We start from the raw sequence: 19,694 nt of genomic DNA, 5'->3' as shown, positions 1-19,694 counted from the left end.
TTACTCTTCTGAATCAGGGCTGTTGCGCCCAGCTACCACATTTGCCGTAGGAGAAACTCGGCGGCACTAATTTGTCATCCACCAGCAGATTGGCGAGCGAGTTCACGTAGGTGACATACAGCGCGTGATTGCCTTTGCCGACCACACCGTTGTACCAGCCGACAAGTATCACTTTTGCCAGCTTTTCGCTGTCCGCATCCGAGGCAAACGCCAGGTGATCTTGCTGCAGCAGTTCTGGCTGGTTTTGCAGTAACGCCTTCAACTGTGCCAGCGCAGGGAGAAGACCTTTCTGCGTCTGGCTCAGGGCCAAAAGCAGCGCACGCCCAACGGTGGCATTCAGGGATTCTTGTTGCGTCAGCAGTTGTGAAACCTGCATAAAATCATCCAGCCCAGCCACGTTGGTCGGTGACTGGGCGGCGTTAAGGCGCGGCAACGGCAAAAGCTGGCCTGCGGCGCTGGCAATCGTCACCAGCCCGACCATCTTCAACACGCGGCGGCGTGAGTAGTGCTTCATAGTGTCTTCCAGTAAAAACGTCGCCTGCCATCACAGGCGACAGAATAAAATCGAATCTATTTTTTATGTCTGCGGCGCATCAGCCACCACATCAGCAGTGCAATTACCACCAACGCACCGACGCCTACCCCGACCTGCGCCAGCATCACCAGTGGTGATGACGGTCCACCACGACGGATCTCCGCCACCTGATCTGGTGAGACGGTTGCGTCAACATTGCCGTAGTGATGCAAGATCCAGTTCGACAGCGTGGCAACTTGCTGATCATCAAGCTGATTCAGTGCGTTCGGCTGCGAACCAAACGGCGGCATAAACACATCACCTTCGGCGGTATGACGCTGCACACCGTAAAGAATGGTAGCATTCAGGTTCGACGGATTACGCTCTGCAGTAGCACTATTATGGAATAGGCTCGGATAAAACGCGTCTTTGGTTCCCTGGCCGCTGCTGCCGTGACACGACGCGCAATTGCCGGAGAACAGGCGAGCACCTTCATCGCTGGTGGGCGCGTTGAATGCATCACCACGGAACGCCACCAGATTTTGAGCCGCTTTACCCTGTTCGAAGCGCGAAGCGCCGCTCGCAGGTGCATCTTTATCCGTCACGCTGCCCATGTATTCGGCAATGGCGGCCAAATCGGCATCCGATAAGTGCTGGAAGCTGTGGGTAATCGCCTCCGCCATGCTACCAGCAGCCTGCGCTTTCCCCGAGAGACGACCGGTTTTCAGGTAAGTGATAAGATCCTGCTGTGACCACTGGCCAATCCCACTCACCGCGTTGGCGGTGATATTGGGCGCGAACCACGGGCCGACCTGCGCACCAGTAAAGGCATCACCCTCTTTCTCCTGCATCAGAAAACCGCGAGGGGTGTGGCAAGTGCTACAGTGCGCTGCGCCATCCACCAGATAGCGTCCGCGATTCCAGCTGTCAGAGTGTGACGCATCCGCTGTGTAACCCGGAGCTTTCAGGAACAGCGCGTTCCAGAACATCATCGAAAAACGCAGATTCAACGGGAACGGCAGATGGGTCTCTTCCGTCGTGTTATCCACCGGCTGCACGCCTGACATGAAGTAGGCGTACAGCGCATGCACATCTTCATCCGTTAAGGTGGCATACGCGGTGTAAGGCATCGCCGGATAAAGATTGGCGCCATCGGCACGCACACCTTTACGCAGCGCATCAGCAAATTGCTGCTCACTGTAGTTGCCAATCCCTGCGACCTTCGACGGCGTGATGTTGGTGGCGATGATTTCACCCACCGGTGATTCAATCGCTTTGCCACCGGCGAAGGGTTTACCGTGTTCAGCGGTATGACAGGCAGTACAATCTGAGGCTACCGCTAAATATTCGCCTTTTTTGACCAAGGCATCATCAGCGGCATGAGCGGCACCGCTCGCCAGTGCCAGAACCAGCGCGATCTGTTTTATTTTCAACATGATTACGCCTCCAGAGCCTGTTTAACGATGGCATCAGCGGCTTTAAAGGCGAGCGCCACCATCGTCAAGGTGCTGTTACCGCAGGCGGTACTTGCCATCGCCCCGCCGCCCGGCAGGAACAGATTGCGGTGATCGTGAGCGCGACACTCGTTGTCCACCACCGAATTAGCCGGGTCGTTACCCATGATGGTGCCACCCATGATGTGCTTGCTCTGGTTGAATTGTTTCGAGAACTTCTTATCGATCGCGCCCATCGCTTCAGCAATCTTGTCAGCGATCGGTTTGGAGTAGTTCTGGTACGAACGGCGAACATAGTCGCCCACATTGTAGTGAATGGCCGGTTTCGGCAGACCAAGCCAATCCTTTTTATCGCTCAGCGTCAGGCGGTTATTGGCATCAGGCAGGATCTCATGCGCCAGCACGATATCGGCGGTGCAGGCGGTCATGCGGCGGATCTCTTCATCCAGTGCTTTACCCACCAGCCCTTTCTCCAGTGCGCCAAAAGTGACGAAGCGGTTGCGCGCAAAGTTGTTGAAGCGGAAGTAAGCACCCGCATGCTCAGAACGGAAATCGCCTTGCGAGGTTTCCATAATGCCGCTATTCACCACCGGTCCTACGCCCGCCCAATAAGGTTCATCCAGCGTTAAGGTCATGGTGATTTGTGGATGGTCCATCATGTTGCGGCCGACTTGATCGGAGCTATTCGCAATGCCGTTCGGGTTGCGCGAATCAGCAGACATCAGCAGCAATTTTGGTGTTTCCAGCCCGTTACACGCAATGATGAACAGCTTGCCGCTGACACGATGGGTTTGCTTGTGCTGATCGTAGTAGTGCACCGCTTCGATTTTGTTGCCGGCATTGGTTTCAATACGCCACACCACCGCGTTATCAAGGATAGTGGCACCTTTGGCTTCGAGGCGGGAAAGTGCCGTCGCACCATCATACTTCGCGCCCACCGGACAAACCGGCACGCAGTTGTTATTGGCGCAGCATGCCGGGCGATCGTCATAGGACATGCCGCTGTTACGGGCCTGCGCGGTAGGGATGTTGTGCAACCCCAGCTTCTCGCGCACCACTTCGGTAAAGCGTGCTTCACCCGGTCCAAACGGCAGCGCGGGCATCGGATAAGGTTTCGAACGCAGTGGAGGCCATTGCAGTGCCGGATCGTCCGGTCCACAAATGCCGAGTTTATATTCAGCACGGGCGTAATAAGGTTCCAGCGTCTCATAATCAAACGCCCAGTCACGTCCAACGCCGTAGCGAGAATGCAATTGCATATCCGCAGGCGTTAAGCGCCAACATGTTCCTGCCCAGTGCCAGGTCGATCCACCCGCATAGCGCACATAGCTTTGCGCATAAGAGTCCTCGCCGCTTAATTGCAGATACCCTTTGCCCGCCCCTGCCGGTTCCGGATGCGGAGCCCAATCGCGGGACGGGTAGCACTCAATCGGGTTGCCTTTGGCCGCCAGGGGTAGATTGCGATAATTTTCAACGATTTCGGCACGCGAAACGCGCGGGCCGGCTTCCAGCATCAATACCGGAATGCCGGCATCAAGCAGTTGCTCAGCGATCACCACACCGACCACGCCGGTGCCAACGATCACCACGGGTGACTGAGAAGGAGCTGCCATATTTTATCTTCTTTTATTGGTCAGAATTGCGGTACGGGAAGAACCGGTGTGTTGGTGCGCTGCCAGTTATTTGGCCCACTGATGCCGTAAGACGGAATCGTGATGGTGTCCATCGTGGTGTGCCAGGTCAGCGCCTGTTCATAAGCGAACGCTTTTGCCGAACGTTTCGGTTCGAGGCAGCCGGTGTACCAGCCAAAGATGATTTTGTGCGCCAGTTGCTGCAAAGCACCTTCCGGAATCGCCGGGAAGAAATCTTCAACGATCTGCGCCTTATTGGCTTTGGCAATTGCCAGCAGATGATTGAGATTTGTCATGAGTTCCGGCTGTTCGAGTTCCAACAGCGCCAACATGCGCTGCCCGACCGCATCATCCAGTTTGTGATTGACCAGAAGACGAGATATCTGCATGAAAGGAATGAAATTTTTTGACGAGTCTGCAAACGCCAAACGCGGAAGCGTGGTGGTGATCAGGCCGCCAGCCACGATCACAGCGCCGGACAGTAACACTCTCCGACGTGACAACTGGACCTCGCCTGGCGGCAGGTCTTGCAACTTACTCATGGTGTATCCCTGGTTAGTGACACGGCTCAAAACCCATCGCAAAGCGAAGGTAAAAAATCTAGTTATTTGAATAACGTAACAGCACCGCGAGTTAACAATCACATAACGCAATGTTAATCAGATGCCTTATAACGACACGGACTTTTAATATAATAAATGGTTCTTAAACAAAAGCCATACGTAATGATGTTTTCAAATCAAAATTGAGCGAATTTGGGCATTAAAAGCTAACGCATAATCACTTTGAGTGATGTATGTCCCAATAGAGTTAAGGGCTGTGAGATGCGAGATGCGAGATGCGAGATGCGAGGATTATCATGACCATAAAAAAAGCCGCCATCCCAAAGAGATAGCGGCTTGCAAAACAGCAAAAACTTACTTGCTCAACGTTGCATTCAGCGCATCAATGGAAGTCTGCAAGCCCGCTTCCACGCTCATGGTAAGGTCTTCCATCTCCAGCGACACGTCGCCGTTGTAACCGGTCATGCGCAATACAGAGAAGAACTCTTTCCACCACTTCAGATCCTGACCGCAACCGACAGCAACGTAGTTCCAGGTCCGGGTTTTCGTGTTCGTCACCGGTTGATACTCCATCAAGCCGTCAACGTCGGCCAAACCACGCTCAATACGCGCGTCCTTGCCGTGGACGTGGAACACTGCCCCTTCCAGCTTACGTGCAGCAGCAATCGGGTCCGCACCCATCGCAATCAGGTGCGAAGGATCGAGGTTCATGCCGATCATGTCATCCACCTCGTGACGCAGGCGCAGCAATGTCGAGGGGTTGTACACCAATTGGCATGGGAACTCTTCAATCGCGATTTGTTCGACGCCATGCTGTTTAGCGTGCTGGACAAATTTCTTCCACCATGGAATGGCCACCTCATTCCACTGATAATCGATCACGCCCGGCATATAATCTGGCCATGAGATGGTAGAGGTAATCCAGTTCGGCACACGATCCTCAGGCCCTCCCCCCGGCAGTCCACTCATCATCACAATCTTTTTCACGCCCAGCTTGCCCGCCAGTTCTACCGCACGGTAACTGCTTTTAGTGTGCGTCTCACCCAGTTCACCCGGTGCCAACGGGTTCCCTGAGCAGTTTAACGCCACGATGCGCATTTCTCGTTCAGCCAGCTCTTGCTTGAACTTCTCCAGTTTTTCTGGCGAGGCCAGAAGTTCCTCTGTTTTCACGTGCGGACAGGGTGACCATCCACCTGCCGTCATTTCTACGCCCTCAATACCGTAGCTTTTAACTTTATCCAGCATCGCCGCGAAAGGTAAATCCGCCAGAACGTCAGTACATAATGCAAGCTTCATTGTTTAATCCTTCATCTGGTGCGTAAATCACGCTTTCTCAAATTGTTCGATAAATTCTTGTTTGGTTTTTGCATTGGCTAATAACGTGGTTTTCACTTCATCGCCGAGCAAATTGGCAATATCAGCTAACAGTGGAATATGTTCATTTTCAGTTGCCGCAACAGCAACGACGACAAACACCACCTTTCCAGCGCCCCAACTCACACCATTTGGAAATTGAAAAACCTGATACCCGGTTTTAATCACCTGGTCGAGGTTCTCTTTCGCACAATGAGGGAAAGCAATACCCTCCCCAATATAGGTAGAAACGCTCTTTTCACGCGCTAACATGCCATTGATAAAGCCAGGTTTTACATAACCGGACTGCTCTAACGCCTTTGCCGCTATCTCAATGGCTTGGTTTTTATTCGCTGCCCGACATTGCAAATGCAGCGCATCTTCCGTCAGTTTCAACATCGTCATTCCTCACTTTTCGCGAGAAGTTAGGTTATTAGCGATAAAGCGCGGGCTGCTCTGGAATCACCACGTCATGTTTCTCGCCATCTTTCAGCGAGGCCAGACCGGCATCACAGACCAGCGCGACGACGTAGCCATCCCAGGAGGAAGGGCCGCTCATTTCGCGACCATCACGCACGCTGTCAACAAAATGCTGAACTTCGCGATCGTAAGCCGTTGCAAAACGTTCCATGCAAGATTGCGCAATGTGTTGTGCATTGCCGTTCAGTGAGCGGGTACTGATGAACTGTTGCTCCGTCAAGGCGGCAATGGCATTTTCACCAATCACTTCACAGCGGATGTCGTAGCCGTAGTGGCAGTTCACAAACAGTTCATCGTCAATACGAACACCGGATTCGGTTTCGAAGATCACAATCAGCGGATCCTGCAAGTGCGGCAATGCGCGGCGGGTTTTCTTACGCGGCTTGTCTACACGCACAGACGTGATATTTTCGTTCAGTAAATAGCGAATGATGTCGATTTCGTGAGTGGCGGAGTCGTTAACCGCCATCTCGAGCGTGTAGCTCTCTGGCACTGACGGGTTGCGGTGAGCACAGTGAATCAACATGATGTCGCCCAACGCGCCCCCCTCGATCGACTGCTTCAGCGCCTGATAACCCGGGTCAAAACGGCGCATAAAGCCCAATTGTAAAAGGCGCTTACCCGCTTTGACCTCTGCATCAATAATTTCTTTCGATTCATCAGCCGTTGGTGTCAGCGGTTTTTCGCAGAATACGGGCTTGCCCGCATTAAAGGCCGCCAAAATTTGCGCTTTGTGAACCGGACCAATAGAGCAGATAAAGACTGCATCGACCAATTCGGAATTGATCATTTCTTCTGCATCATAAAACGCGGTGGCACCAAATTCGTTCGCCACGGCATCGGCTGTAGTGTGGTTAATATCGCAAACAGCAGTGACTTGCGCGCCGGAAATAACATGGTGGAAGCGTTTCAGATGGTCCCGGCCGATCATGCCCAGACCAATTAAGCCGATTTTGACTGTCATTTATTCATCCTCAGGTTAAAAACGAAATTTCTTTTCAATCTGTTCTAGAGTCAGGCCACGCGTTTCTGGTAAATATTTCACCAGCAGAATAAGCATGATGACGTTGGTCGCGCCGAAGAAACCGAAAGTCATGCCGCCACCGTAATGGCTAAGCAAATAAGGGAAGATAGATTGGATCATAAAGTCGAAGATCCACAGGCCAAATACCGCAAAGCCCATGCCGACACCACGCATTCTTAATGGATAGATTTCCGCTAACATCAGCCAGAATACCGGCGCAATCCAACCCTGCATAAACACCAGGAATACCAACATCAAGCCAAGAATGACATAAGGTGCGTTGGCGAAATTGGCATGCAGCGTATCCACTCCGTTGACGGTTTCAGTGTGGAAGAAGAATTTAAACGCCAGGCCAATCAACACCAGGCTAACGGTTACCCCAGCCTGACCGGTGAAAAACATTTTTCGGCGTGAATGCTTGCCAATCAACGCCATGCCCAGCAGCGTCGCCAATACGGAGATAATGCCGTTTGCCACCGCGCCGGTAACCGCTGCCGCATCACCGAGCCCAGTTGCTTTCAGGACGGTTGGCGCGTAGTACATGATGGTGTTAACTCCAGTCACTCGAGTGGCCAGCACAATCATTAAACCAATCAAAACCAGTTGAATCACCCAGCGATTTTTTAGCTCAGCGAACAGATTAAACTTCACCTGATCAGCCTTAACGATCTGCTGAATCTCTTTCACTTCGCGGTCTACTTCCTCCGGAAGGCGCAATGTTTTCAGCACCTTCACGGCTTTATCCGTTTCGCCACGGCGAATAAAGAAGCGTGGCGATTCAGGCATCATTAACATCCCGAACCACAAAAGCGCACCTGGCAGTGCGGGAATCGCCAGCATAATGCGCCAGTTGTGCTGCATCTCTGGATACAGGTTTACAATCGCAGCGTTAACGGAATACGCCAGGAATTGCCCGGTCACGATCATTAATTCGTTGACCGTCACCAATCGTTCACGCTGATCTGCCCGCGCTAATTCGGAAATATAAATAGGTACTGTCACGGAGGCACAGCCCACCGCTAAGCCCAGAATAAAGCGGGCCACAATCATTGAGGGCACATCCCAGGCGAATGCAGTGCCTAAAGCGCCAAACATAAAGATAGCTGCAACCCATAGCAGGTTTTTACGCCTCCCCTGTTTATCCGATAAATATCCGCCAAATAACGATCCAAGTGCCGCACCGAATAACAGGAATGAGGTAATAAAACCTTCCTGCGCAGGTGTCAGATTCAGGTCATACTTCATGAAGATCAGCGCACCGGAAATAACACCGGTATCGTAACCAAAGCATAAACCACCAATCGTCGAAACAATGGTGATTAACCGCATGCGCTGAGGATTTTGCAGGTTCGTTTTATTATACATAGCTGTTCCATCTGGTTGTAAGGTAAAACCGTTGCAAGCCGTATTTTTGGTCAGTCGTCGCTGAGGAATTTTACGCAGCCTGAATCAGAACATTTATTTAATGCACAACATCATTATTGTTATTTTTCTGGCAACGATGAACACGCTGTCAGTCCCCTTCTCGTTACAACAACGTTATATCAAAGTGAATTCCAAACACCAGTTGCTCTCGCCAACACGATTTAACAGCGTGCGAAAGATCATACATTCCTCATAAAAAGCACAAAAACCAGTGATTAAAGTCACATTGCAAATATTATGCGTTGACATAGCAAGAATGAAGACAGATTAAAAAGCCATTTTTTCACATTTTTGTTAAAATATTTCTTAGCGACTATGGCACGCATTTAATGGCGCTTATCGCCTGTGGTTTCGTCAATTTTGTATTTCCACCTGTTCGTTTACAGCAATTTTGATGATATTTTCACTTTAGCCCTCAACTTATCCCTATTGATTGCAAGTTCATGCCGCTCAACACAACATCATGCTTTCCTGGTATTTAATGTGTGGGTGTATTTTGATCAAAATAAAAGTGTGACGACGATCAAATTTATATTTTAGCCAATGTTTAAAAAACAAAAATCAACACCTGGCACTCTCCTAAAATCATCAACGCCTTACCTGTCAATGGATTAAATATCAGTAAAAAGCAAAAATGATGATTACGAGGCTGAAAACTAATGCAAGAATAGCGCTATACCAACAGGAGCTACCATGATTACCTTTTGCATCAATGAACATCCCTCCGCCCGTGGCTTCGACAACAGTTTGCGTCCGCGCCTGGCGTTTATGTGCAAAGCAGAAGGTAAAGAAGAGGCCATTCCTCGCGTCATGCACAAGCATGATGACCGCTTTGAAGTGATGTTCATACGCTCAGGCAGTGGCATCTACAACATCGATGGCCGAGGCTATAACGTCAAGCAAGGCGATATCATGTTGTTTAACGCGAATGTACTTCATGACGAAAGCCCTGATGCGTCAGACGATTTATTGATCTTCAGTTGCGGCGTTGAACAACTTAAGGTTGATGGCTTGCCTCTCAATGTTCTCACCACGCGCGCCCAACCTGCCGTGATGCCCAGCGGTGAGTTTTATGATGAAATTTGCCAGTTGTTTGATCAGATGTGGGCACACGTTAACAGCAAACGGCTCTTTAGTGCCGAAATCGGCGATAACTTACTGAGCGTGCTGTTATTACTGTGCCGCAATATCTGGATTGAAAACAAACAAGAGCAGGAGAGCAATAACACCCTACTGGGACAACGCATCAAAGATTACATTGATAATCACTATAAAGAAGATATCGCACTGAGTTCGATCACCGCTGCATTGAATATGAATCAATTTTATCTGGCGCACGTATTTAAAGATTATTCAGGTTATTCACCCAAACAATATCAGACACGTCGCCGAATTGGCGAGGCGCAAAATTTGCTATTGAGCACCAATCTGGGTGTCACTGAGGTGGCTAACGCCGTGGGTTACGATAACGTCAATAACTTCCATCGCATCTTTCATAATCTTGTCGGCATTCCACCTGCACGCTATAAAAAATTCTGGCTGACAGGACAACTCAATCGTTAATTTTTCGTTCTTCCAAAAGCAAAATGCCCTCTTTCGAGGGCATCTTTTCATAGCGCAATCTTATTTCAGTGTAATACGCGCAATACCATCGGTGCCTTTAGTTGAAGAGTCTTTATTGAACTCGGCCTTCAAGGTCACATACAGGGTATTGTTATCCGGTCCAATCAGCAGGCTGTTGGGATTCTGTTCGAATGACCAACTGTTCTTCACTGCGTAAGTGGTGGCATCCAACTGCAGTACTTTCTTCGATTCGCGCTGGCTGATGAAGATCTCATTGCGCTTCGCATCGAATTTAATGCCCAGAGAATCACCCTCGATACGCTTGATCACTTTACCGGTGCGCTCGTCAAAGACCAATGTGGCTTTGCCTTTAGAATCGTCAGTCACAAACAGGCGGCCAGTGGATGGATCTTCTGCCATGTTCAGGAACAGATACTCTTTACCGTCACCGGCTGTCCAGCGCTTCTCGATTTTGTGGGTGCGCGGATTAATCACCAGGATCTCGCCAGAGCCGTTGGCCGCATAAATACGTTCAGTAACCGGAGAGTAAATAATGCCCGTTACCCATTTGCCCGCATTTTTAATCTCGGTTTTCAGTTTGAAGGTCTTAGTATCGACCACGGAGATATAACCTGGATCGGCCACTCGACCAACATACAACTCATTGCCATGCCACAGCACTTCACGCGCACCCGCTGGGTAGCCTTCTTTGCTGATTTTGCCCGGGAACACTAAACGCTGCAGCACTTTACCGCTTTGTGCGTCCACTTTGGAGATAGCGCCATCCAGTGAGTTGGTGGTGTAGAACACGCTGCCCTGCTCATCGATCGCCGTACCAAAGTTTTTCAGATCGGTGTGTGTCTCACCCTTGGTCTCAAGCGTCGCAGGATCAAGACGATAGATCATACCGCCGTTAACATCTTTGAATGCCTGTGCGCTGGCGACAAACAGTGCTTTCGATGCTGGAGAGTAGGCCATTTCGTACAGACCATCGCCCAGGTCGCGTTTCAACACTGCGGTATCAACCGGTTTTACAGTCTCAGCGGCTGGTGCCTCGGCTTTTTTGGCAGGTGCCTGGCAAGCCGTCAGGCTAAATGCTGCGGCGATCGCCATAGCAACAGTGGCTTTACGCGGGCTAAACAACGATTTCATGCTGAACTCCATCAAAGGATGAACGGCTCCGACCACATCGTAGCGGGCGGAAAATATAAGAAGAATGAGAATCATACGCATTAACGTAAAGTAATCAAATATTCGTGTAGATTTATGTGCTCATTCCATCCACTTAATGAAATGAGCGTTCAGCCAAATCGGGCGCTGTGTAGGGCTAAAACGAGTAAAATCTTGCCTGATAAATGTGAAAACGTCCGCAACTAGCGGGTTATAAATCCATCTAGTGAACTGAATTTCCTCGAATTTACACATTATTACACTTCAAATTGAATCCTTGCGAGATTCTATAAAGCAAATGATTATCATTGGCGTTCGTAATTAGATAGTGCATTCGTTTGTTCTGCCCTTTTGGGTAGCACGACGCAACCACCAGCATAACAACCGAAGCGTAATGGCTTCTTATAACCATCATTTACCACGGAAACGATTATGTCTTCGATCGGCAGGGAATCAGGTATCCACAAAACGTTCAGCGTTTCATTGTTGGCTATGGCAGTACACGCCCTTCTCAACCCCACATTGGCGCAGGCTGCTGATACCACTCAGCAGGATCTGGTGGTCAATGCCACCACCAGTGATAGCAGTGGTGACACTGAAAAGCAGGACTATGCGGTGAAAACCACGCGAGCAGGCACCAAGCTGCTACTCACGCCGCGCGATGTGCCGCAATCAGTGAGCGTGGTGACGCAACAGCGTATGCAGGATCAGCAGCTACAAACTGTCACCGACGTGTTGAATAACACCACTGGTATCACCAGCAATTTGGTGGATTCTGAACGTTCTGAATACTATTCCCGCGGCTTCAAAATCACTAACTTCACCTTTGATGGTATCCCCACTTCTACGGGTGATAACTGGAACTACGGTGACGCGGCATCTGATACCGCCATTTATGATCGTATTGAAGTGGTACGCGGCGCGACAGGCCTGATGACTGGGGCTGGCAGCCCTTCCGCTTCGGTCAATATGGTGCGTAAACACGCCGACAGTAAAGATTTTACTGGCTCGGTCAGCGCCAGCTATGGCAGTTGGAATAAACAACGCTATGTCGCTGATATCGCCGGGCCGTTGAACAGTGAAGGTTCGCTCCGCGGGCGCGTGGTAACGGGTTATCAGGATCAGGACAGTTGGCTCGATCGCTATCATAAAAATAAGAAGTTCCTTTATGGCGTGGTCGATGCGGATATCACCGCTAATACTACCCTTTCATTAGGTTATGACTACGAAAAGGCCGATACGCGCGATCCTACCTGGGGTGGCTTACCGGATTTCTATAGCAACGGTTCTCTTACGCACTACAACCGCAGCCTGAACTCTGCCGCCGATTGGACTTACTATCACACTGAAATACAGAAGGTTTACGCCGATCTGGTGCATAACTTCGATAACGGCTGGAGCTTCCATGTGAATGGTACCCATGCCAAAAATACCTTTAGCGATAAGTTGCTTAACCTGTATAGCGCATTCCCTGACGAGAGTACCGGCGAAGGCGTAACCGGCTACGGCAGCCTGGACCGCGGTAAACGTGAACTGACCTCCGTTGATGGTTACGCCAGCGGCCCGTTTGAGTTATTTGGCCGTCAGCACCAGTTGATGGCTGGCTTGAGTTACAGCCGCCAGCACAACCAGACTTACAGCCAGGATGGCGTCACTGACCTGGATGAATATGATATTACCGCCGCTGATATGGGGCCATTTAACAACAACTGGAACGGCAATCTTGCTGAGCCGCAGTGGCAAGGTTGGTATCTGAATGCCAATGACGTCATTCGCCAGAAGTCTGCTTACACCGCCGCACGTATTTCATTGGCCGATCCGCTATCACTGATTATTGGTGCTCGCTACACCGAATGGAGCACTAACGGTAGCAGCGGCGATATGACCCAGCACAACACCACGCCGTATGCCGGTCTGGTGTATGACATCAACGATACCTGGTCTGCGTACGCCAGCTATACGTCGATTTTCCAGCCTCAAACCTATCGCAATAGCTCAGGCCACTACCTTTCTCCGGTTACCGGAAAAAGCTACGAAACGGGGTTAAAATCGGCCTGGTATGACGGTCGTTTGACCGCAACCTTTGCGGTATTCCGCATTCAGCAAGAAAATGTCGGGACGGCAGAGGATGGCGTCTACGTTAATAACAGTAGTGAGCAGGCCTACACCGCCACTAAGGGCGCACGCAGCAAAGGCGCCGAGTTTGAACTGAACGGTGCGCTTACCGATAACCTGCAATTAACCTTCGGCGCAACGCGCTATGTAGCGCGTGATTCGGATGGTCGTTATAACCCTGATCAACCGCAAACACAGTTCAAGCTGTTTACCCGATACAACGTACCGATGTTGCCTGACCTGACCATCGGTGGCGGTATTAACTGGCAGAACCGCGTATTTGAAGATGTGAGCGCGCCAGATGGCAGCACCCAGCGCGTGTATCAGGGAAGCTATCCACTGGCAAACCTGTTTGCTCGTTATCAGGTCACCAAACAGGTTGCGGTGCAAGCTAACGTCGATAACTTATTCGACCGTGAGTACTACACCTATATGAACAACTATGTTTACGGTGAGCCGCGCAACTTCTCGGTTAGCGTGTCATATCAATTCTGATAAAAAAATCCCCGGCGCCAGGCCGGGGATACTTTCTGCATCACACTTTATTTTTATAATTAAAGCTGATCTGCGAATTCTGTTCACGTGGCAGACGCCGCGCCTCCAGATATACCGATTTCCAATACGGATTATTCAGTGAGGAGCGCATCACGCCCTGGCTAACCGAAGCGTGGAGGAATTGATGATCGGTGTCATAAAAGCCAACATGTAACTCGTGTTTGATACGAAAGAACACTAAATCACCGGGTTGCAGGTGCGCCTTATCAACCGGCTGCCCCATGGCAATTAATTCGCGCGTTGTGACACGATCCATTGGAATATTGAAACGATCTTTTAAGGTTCGCCAGACAAAACCGGAGCAATCCACACCGTTTAATTGCGTGCCGCCCCACTGATATTTGGTGCCTTCCCATGAGTGCATCTGGTCGTGTAATGCCGCGATCACGGGAATCAAATCGGGTTGCTTACCACCATCGGTTGAAGCATCGACACTCTCTTCCGCAGGTGCATGAGAAGTTTTGGAAGAGCAACCTGCCAGGGTAATAACAAACAGACAGGCGATAAATTTTCTGGCCGCAGAGTTGATCATGAGATGACGTTTTCGCTGAGGGAGACAGTGGTTAGAGATTTATACCGCAAAAAAGTTGCAAAAATAAATAGCTCGCCGCTGAATTCTTTTAATCCTCTTCTTTTTTACTTAAGTTTACGCAAAGGTAACATCATGTATTTGGGATAAAAATTATATATTCCTTCGCCAATTTTCGCTTTGGAGGTTATTAATTCGCCCAACTCTGCTGCTATTTCATCCCACCATCAGCATCTGTCTGCCGATGGTGGCAAGCGGGCATCATTTTATTGTTTGGATTGACTGCGTAACGGCGACTCCGGCAGGAATAATGACAGAATAAAGGCCAGCGCCATCACCACCGCCGCCATCTGGAATGCCGCATGTACCGCTGCGCTAAATACCTGCAAATACGCTTGTTGCACATCATACGGCAAATGGTGCACGGCGTTCGGGTCCAGCGTGGCGGGCAATACATCGCCCTTTTCCACCAATTCAGTCAAACCCGATTTCAATACATGGCTAAACATCGCACCAAACAACGCCACCCCGATTGAACCGCCCACCGAACGGAACAACGTGACAGAGGATGTAGCGACGCCAATACGGTCGGGTGTCACACTGTTCTGAACGGCCAGGACTAACACCTGCATTACCATCCCCATGCCCATTCCGAGCACGCAGGCGTAGAGATAAATCTGCCACAGCGAGGATTGCAGCGTCAGCGTCGTCATGAGTGCCATCCCAACCGTCGCCAGCAAGGTTCCGCCAATCGGAAAAAGACGATACCGACCAGTACGACTGATAATGCGTCCGCTGATAATCGATGTCACCAGCAGCCCACCCATCAGCGGTAACAATTGCAATCCGGCTTCGGTCGGGGTTGAGCCTTTCACCACCTGCAAATAGAGCGGAAGGAAAGTGACGCTGCCGAACAGCGACATCCCGACAATAAAAGCCATCAAACTGGAGAGCGAAAAACTGCGATTACGGAACAGCCCAAGCGGAATAATCGGTTCCCATGCACGACGCTCTTCATAAATAAAGCCAATTACGCCCACCAAACCAAATGCCAAAATGCACCACAGCACGGGATCGCTCCACGCACGCAGCGTGCCACCTTCGCTGGTGAAAAGCGTAATCCCCACCAGCGCCAGACTGAGACACACGGCACCGGGATAATCGATCTCGTGCGGCTTACGTTTGTTATCGGCTTTAAACACCGCATTAATAATCAGCAGCGCAAACAACCCTAACGGTAAATTGATATAGAAAATCCAGCGCCACGAGGCGTGCTGGACGATGAAGCCCCCCAGTAATGGCCCCACCACGGTCGCCAGACCGAAAACGCCGCCAAAGAGTCCCTGGTATTTACCGCGTTCTGCTGGTGGAATAATATCCGCGACGGCCGCCATACTGACCACCATCAGTCCGCCACCGCCGAGACCTTGCAGTGCGCGGGTAAAGATCAATTGCTCCATATTTTGCGCCAGGCCACACAGTGCCGAGCCGATGAGAAACAAGATGACCGAGATTTGTAGCACCGTTTTACGGCCAAACAGATCGCCGAACTTGCCGTAAAGCGGGACAACAATTGTCGAGGCCAACATGTAGGCCGTGACGATCCACGACAGCCGATCAAGCCCGCCCAATTCACCCACAATGGTTGGCAGTGCTGTTGAGACGATGGTCTGGTCAAGGGCGGAAAGCAGCATGACCAGCATCAATGCGCCCATCAGCAAGCGGACGGAAGAAAGACGCTCTTCTCCACTGCCTGAGTGCGGCACAAGTGTTTTAGGTTTCATATCAGACACCAATTGAAATTAATTAAATACACAATTAATATTGATCGAAGTCTGACATGAAACAAGTGAGCGCGTAAAGATGACCGCACAAAAAGTCCCTGCTGATGATAAGGCAACCATTGCCAAACCTCGCCGTCCTGGGCGTCCGCGTGGCGGAGCCATCACTGCACAACAGCGCGAGCACTTGTTGGACATTACGCTTGCGATTTATGCCGAAAGCGGCATCGCTGAAACCTCGCTGAATGCGATTGCACGTAAAGCTGGCGTAAGTCCAGCGATGCTCAACTACTATTTTCAGTCGCGCGAATCGTTGTTAGATGTGGTGGTTGAGGAGCGCTTTTTACCGCTACGCCAGCGTCTTGAAGCTCACTTCAACAATGAAGAAAGTGACCCTGTCACTACTTTTAGTGGGTTTATTCGTGAAATCGCTGACATAGTACTGAACAATGACTGGTTTGCCCCACTGTGGATGCAAGAAGTCACCAGCGGTTCTCACGGCTTAGGTCAGCACATTAAAGAACGATATGGTCATGCGGGACGAGACAAAGTCAGGGCTTTGATTGTGCGCTGGCAACAGCAAGGATTATTAAATGCGGCGTTAAATCCCGATTTGCTGATGACCTCCATCCTGAGCATGATACTCGTGCCCTTCACACGCTTCGCCAATGAGCCGGAGTTTGATACGGAACTGATTGTACAGCACACACTTAGCCTGTTCTGCCAGGGAATCCGCCCGGTCAGCTAACCCGTTTTCTGCCTCGCAACTACACTGTTGAAATGACATTCAGCGAGCAGGAAAAGATGATGATTTTAGATGCCGATACCGATTTACAGCTTGAGCGTACCCTGCAAGTACCGGCCGATGTGATTTGGCGCTGCTGGACCACACCAGAACATCTCAAACACTTTTTTGTGCCTAAGCCTCATAAGTTAGTCAGTTGCGATATCGATCTGCATCCTGGTGGTCGGTTCAACACGGTTTTTGAGGTGGAGGGGAATGAAATGCGCAACGAAGGGGTGTTTCTGGAGCTGATACCGGGTCGTAAACTGGTCTTTACCGATACCTATACAGAAGGATGGAAACCTGCTGAGCATCCTTTCATGACCGCAATATTGCTACTGGAACCGCTCAATCCGCACGCGACTCGTTACGTTGCCATTGCCAGGCATCGCAACGCTGAAGCACGCGCCGAACATGAAAAAATGGGCTTTCATAGCGGCTGGGGCATGGTTGCTGATCAGCTTGAAGCTTATGCCCAGATGCTTTAATGGGCACCTGCGGTTTTCTTGATAATGAGCCTACTTAAAGGCTCATGGGCAATGAAGCTTTACTTAAATTCCTTGAGCCAGGATTAACCTACTACTTCAATAAAAACATGTAGACCTTTGTGGCGTATAAGATCAACCTGCTGGACGATAATAACAAACTGGGTCTGCCAAATGATGACCAGATAGCATTGGGTCTGGTGTATCAGTTCTAATATTTTGAAAGGCCAGCAGTGCTGGCCTTTTTCGACTACTCGCAGTTAAGTTTGCCACGGGTCAATTACTCGATCACTAATTGGACCTTTTTGCCCATTGCCGCAACCATACCCACCAACGAATCAATGGTAAATTTTTCTGTTTTAAGATTAACCACATCAGAAACTCGTGGTCTGGAAACGTGCAGGATCTTTGCCGCTTCAATCTGCTTATGGCCGCTTGCCGTCATCCATTCAGAAATTTCAGTCATTAGCTGCTTTTTTAATTCATCGGCTCGGTTAATTTCTTCATGAGATTGTGTCAGAAGGGAGTCCGCTTCAGCCGGTTCGAATCCGAGATCAGCAAAAATATTGCTGCCCGCTTTGGTGATATGCCGCGACTGGGTATCGATTTTATCGGTCATGTTAGTTTTCTCCGTTCTTCGATAACTGCTTTATAACGCTCGATGATTATATTCACATCTTTGGGGCTGGTTTGTTGTTATTCGTGTATAAAATATTATACGAATCTGTATGAATTGAACAAAGTTTACACAATAAAAAACCCCGCATTTGCGAGGCTTCTCTCAAACTAATGTGTTTACGGATACAACCCGCGATCCTTCCTTGCCAGCAGAATTCGCTCGCAGGCAACGGCGTAAGCTGCCGTACGCAGCGTCACGTTGAGCGCATCCGCTTTATGCCACACCGTTTCAATCGCGTGCTGCATAATGCTATCCAGCCGTTGATTGATCTCCTCTTCGCTCCAGAAGAAGCTGGAGAAATCCTGCACCCATTCGAAGTAACTCACCGTCACGCCGCCCGCATTCGCAATCACATCTGGCACCACAGCAATGCCGCGTTGCTGCAAGATATCATCCGCTTCCGGTAGCGTTGGGCCATTTGCCCCCTCAATAATCAGGCTGCACTTCAGTTGGTTGGCACGTTCAGCAGTGATCTGCCCTTCGAGCGCAGCAGGCACCAGAATGTCGTAAGGCTGCGTCCAAAAATGTTCATCCGCTATGGTGTCAGCACCCGGGAAGCCCGCGATACTACCGTGGGCCTGCTGCCACGTCTGTAACGCCGTGATATCCACTCCGCTGGACAAATACAATGTGGCTTTGTGATCCTGCACCGCCACCACTTTTGCCCCAATCGCATGGAACAGTTCGGCGCTGACGCTGCCAACGTTACCAAAACCCTGTACCGCCACGCGGCTACCTGGCACATCAATGCCCAGCTTAGTCGCAGCGCTGCAACCGGTGACGAAAACCCCGCGCCCGGTGGCTTTGACGCGCCCCAGTGACCCGCCCAGATGCACCGGTTTGCCGGTCACTACGCCGGTGGTAGTGGCGCCAACGTTCATCGACCAGGTATCCATCATCCACGCCATTATCTGCGCGTTGGTTCCAACATCAGGGGCGGGAATATCCTGTTGTGGACCAATCATATTGCCGATCTCGCTGGTATAGCGCCGGGTTAAACGCTCCAGCTCTTTCTGGGATAAGGTTGCCGGATCGACACGCACGCCGCCTTTTGCTCCGCCAAACGGCAAATTCAGTGCGGCGCACTTCACCGTCATCCATGCAGAGAGCGCCATCACCTCCTGCAACGTCACATCAGGATGGAAACGCACCCCACCCTTACCCGGCCCACGCGACAAATTGTGCTGCACGCGATAACCCTCAAAATGACGCACTGAGCCATCATCCATTTCCAGAGGGATATCAACGATTAATGCCCGCTTCGGATGCGTCAACGTATCGGCCCAACGGCTGAGATCGCCCAGCAGTGGCAACACGCGTTCAACCTGCGTCAAATACGTTGACCAGGCTGAGTGACAGTCGCCTGTCACATAGGAAAGTTCAGACAAACTGACCTCCAGATTTTACTGTCAGGATAGAAAATGCCGCCAACGGCAGAATGGCGGTGAGAGGATTGGTTTAGTCGTGCAGGCCGAGTTTTTTCTCCAGATAGTGGATGTTGGTGCCACCCTGCTGGAAATGTTCGTCGGACATGATTTTCATCTGCAGCTCGACGTTGGTCTTGATGCCGTCGATGATCAGTTCCGCCA

18 protein-coding genes are annotated in these 19,694 nt (G+C 50.6%); 5 read left to right on the top strand and 13 right to left on the bottom strand.

Annotated features, from left to right (window positions below; genetic code table 11):
- Positions 1–13 precede the first annotated feature (13 nt).
- The 8 genes from FD744_RS04625 to FD744_RS04590 all read right to left on the bottom strand — a co-directional run bounded on the left by FD744_RS04625 (position 14) and on the right by FD744_RS04590 (position 8,384).
- On the bottom strand, positions 14–514 hold the full coding sequence (locus FD744_RS04625; protein ID WP_160867476.1) for a sugar dehydrogenase complex small subunit: 501 nt from the start codon (positions 512–514) through the stop codon (positions 14–16).
- A gap of 56 nt (positions 515–570) precedes the next feature.
- Positions 571–1,950, bottom strand: coding sequence for a cytochrome c (locus tag FD744_RS04620; RefSeq protein WP_160867475.1), 1,380 nt, complete (start codon positions 1,948–1,950; stop codon positions 571–573).
- Between the two features lie 2 nt (positions 1,951–1,952).
- Positions 1,953–3,581: a GMC family oxidoreductase gene (locus tag FD744_RS04615; protein WP_160867474.1), complete on the bottom strand. Its 1,629-nt coding sequence runs from the start codon at positions 3,579–3,581 to the stop codon at positions 1,953–1,955.
- Positions 3,582–3,601: 20 nt separating this feature from the next.
- The gene (locus FD744_RS04610; protein WP_160867473.1) at positions 3,602–4,141 is read right to left on the bottom strand and encodes a sugar dehydrogenase complex small subunit; all 540 of its coding nucleotides are present in this window, start codon (positions 4,139–4,141) and stop codon (positions 3,602–3,604) included.
- Between the two features lie 375 nt (positions 4,142–4,516).
- The gene (locus FD744_RS04605) at positions 4,517–5,458 is read right to left on the bottom strand and encodes a sugar phosphate isomerase/epimerase (protein ID WP_097119039.1); all 942 of its coding nucleotides are present in this window, start codon (positions 5,456–5,458) and stop codon (positions 4,517–4,519) included.
- A 27-nt stretch (positions 5,459–5,485) separates the two neighbouring features.
- Positions 5,486–5,914 (bottom strand): PTS sugar transporter subunit IIA, encoded by a 429-nt coding sequence (locus tag FD744_RS04600; protein ID WP_160867472.1) that lies wholly within the window; start codon positions 5,912–5,914, stop codon positions 5,486–5,488.
- 34 nt (positions 5,915–5,948) lie between these two features.
- Positions 5,949–6,959, bottom strand: coding sequence for a Gfo/Idh/MocA family protein (locus FD744_RS04595; protein ID WP_034829912.1), 1,011 nt, complete (start codon positions 6,957–6,959; stop codon positions 5,949–5,951).
- Between the two features lie 15 nt (positions 6,960–6,974).
- Complete coding sequence (locus FD744_RS04590) at positions 6,975–8,384, bottom strand: sugar porter family MFS transporter (protein WP_045816579.1); 1,410 nt, start codon at positions 8,382–8,384, stop codon at positions 6,975–6,977.
- Positions 8,385–9,137: 753 nt separating this feature from the next.
- On the opposite strand from FD744_RS04590, the gene FD744_RS04585 reads away from it, so the two are divergent.
- A complete protein-coding gene (locus tag FD744_RS04585) occupies positions 9,138–10,007 on the top strand; it encodes an AraC family transcriptional regulator (protein WP_160867471.1) in 870 nt (289 codons plus the stop codon).
- A 60-nt stretch (positions 10,008–10,067) separates the two neighbouring features.
- Here FD744_RS04585 and FD744_RS04580 read toward each other — a convergent pair whose 3' ends face one another.
- Positions 10,068–11,159, bottom strand: coding sequence for a YncE family protein (locus FD744_RS04580; RefSeq protein WP_034829915.1), 1,092 nt, complete (start codon positions 11,157–11,159; stop codon positions 10,068–10,070).
- Between the two features lie 450 nt (positions 11,160–11,609).
- Between FD744_RS04580 and fhuE the strand changes: the two genes are divergently transcribed.
- Positions 11,610–13,787, top strand: a complete 2,178-nt coding sequence (gene fhuE, locus FD744_RS04575; RefSeq protein ID WP_160867470.1) for a ferric-rhodotorulic acid/ferric-coprogen receptor FhuE — start codon at positions 11,610–11,612, stop codon at positions 13,785–13,787.
- A 40-nt stretch (positions 13,788–13,827) separates the two neighbouring features.
- On the opposite strand, the gene FD744_RS04570 is transcribed toward fhuE, so the two are convergent.
- Positions 13,828–14,379 carry a C40 family peptidase gene (locus FD744_RS04570; protein ID WP_034829917.1) on the bottom strand — a complete coding sequence of 184 codons (552 nt, stop codon included), beginning with the start codon at positions 14,377–14,379 and terminating at the stop codon, positions 13,828–13,830.
- Between the two features lie 263 nt (positions 14,380–14,642).
- Complete coding sequence (locus FD744_RS04565; protein ID WP_160867469.1) at positions 14,643–16,160, bottom strand: MDR family MFS transporter; 1,518 nt, start codon at positions 16,158–16,160, stop codon at positions 14,643–14,645.
- 79 nt (positions 16,161–16,239) lie between these two features.
- Between FD744_RS04565 and FD744_RS04560 the strand changes: the two genes are divergently transcribed.
- The 3 genes from FD744_RS04560 to FD744_RS25955 all read left to right on the top strand — a co-directional run bounded on the left by FD744_RS04560 (position 16,240) and on the right by FD744_RS25955 (position 17,641).
- The gene (locus FD744_RS04560) at positions 16,240–16,905 is read left to right on the top strand and encodes a TetR/AcrR family transcriptional regulator (RefSeq protein WP_160867468.1); all 666 of its coding nucleotides are present in this window, start codon (positions 16,240–16,242) and stop codon (positions 16,903–16,905) included.
- Positions 16,906–16,964: 59 nt separating this feature from the next.
- The gene (locus FD744_RS04555) at positions 16,965–17,429 is read left to right on the top strand and encodes an SRPBCC family protein (protein ID WP_160867790.1); all 465 of its coding nucleotides are present in this window, start codon (positions 16,965–16,967) and stop codon (positions 17,427–17,429) included.
- A 119-nt stretch (positions 17,430–17,548) separates the two neighbouring features.
- The gene (locus tag FD744_RS25955) at positions 17,549–17,641 is read left to right on the top strand and encodes a hypothetical protein (protein ID WP_373424356.1); all 93 of its coding nucleotides are present in this window, start codon (positions 17,549–17,551) and stop codon (positions 17,639–17,641) included.
- A 65-nt stretch (positions 17,642–17,706) separates the two neighbouring features.
- Here FD744_RS25955 and FD744_RS04545 read toward each other — a convergent pair whose 3' ends face one another.
- The gene (locus FD744_RS04545; RefSeq protein ID WP_160867467.1) at positions 17,707–18,045 is read right to left on the bottom strand and encodes a helix-turn-helix domain-containing protein; all 339 of its coding nucleotides are present in this window, start codon (positions 18,043–18,045) and stop codon (positions 17,707–17,709) included.
- Between the two features lie 176 nt (positions 18,046–18,221).
- Positions 18,222–19,493, bottom strand: a complete 1,272-nt coding sequence (locus tag FD744_RS04540) for a Glu/Leu/Phe/Val dehydrogenase (protein WP_160867466.1) — start codon at positions 19,491–19,493, stop codon at positions 18,222–18,224.
- Positions 19,494–19,694: the final 201 nt, after the last annotated feature.

The sequence above is a fragment of the Pantoea sp. Taur genome, from assembly GCF_009830025.1.
In the GTDB taxonomy this organism is placed as follows: domain Bacteria; phylum Pseudomonadota; class Gammaproteobacteria; order Enterobacterales; family Enterobacteriaceae; genus Pantoea; species Pantoea communis.
Note: the sequence above shows the minus strand (reverse complement) of the source record. Positions and strands in the feature narration are given on the sequence as shown.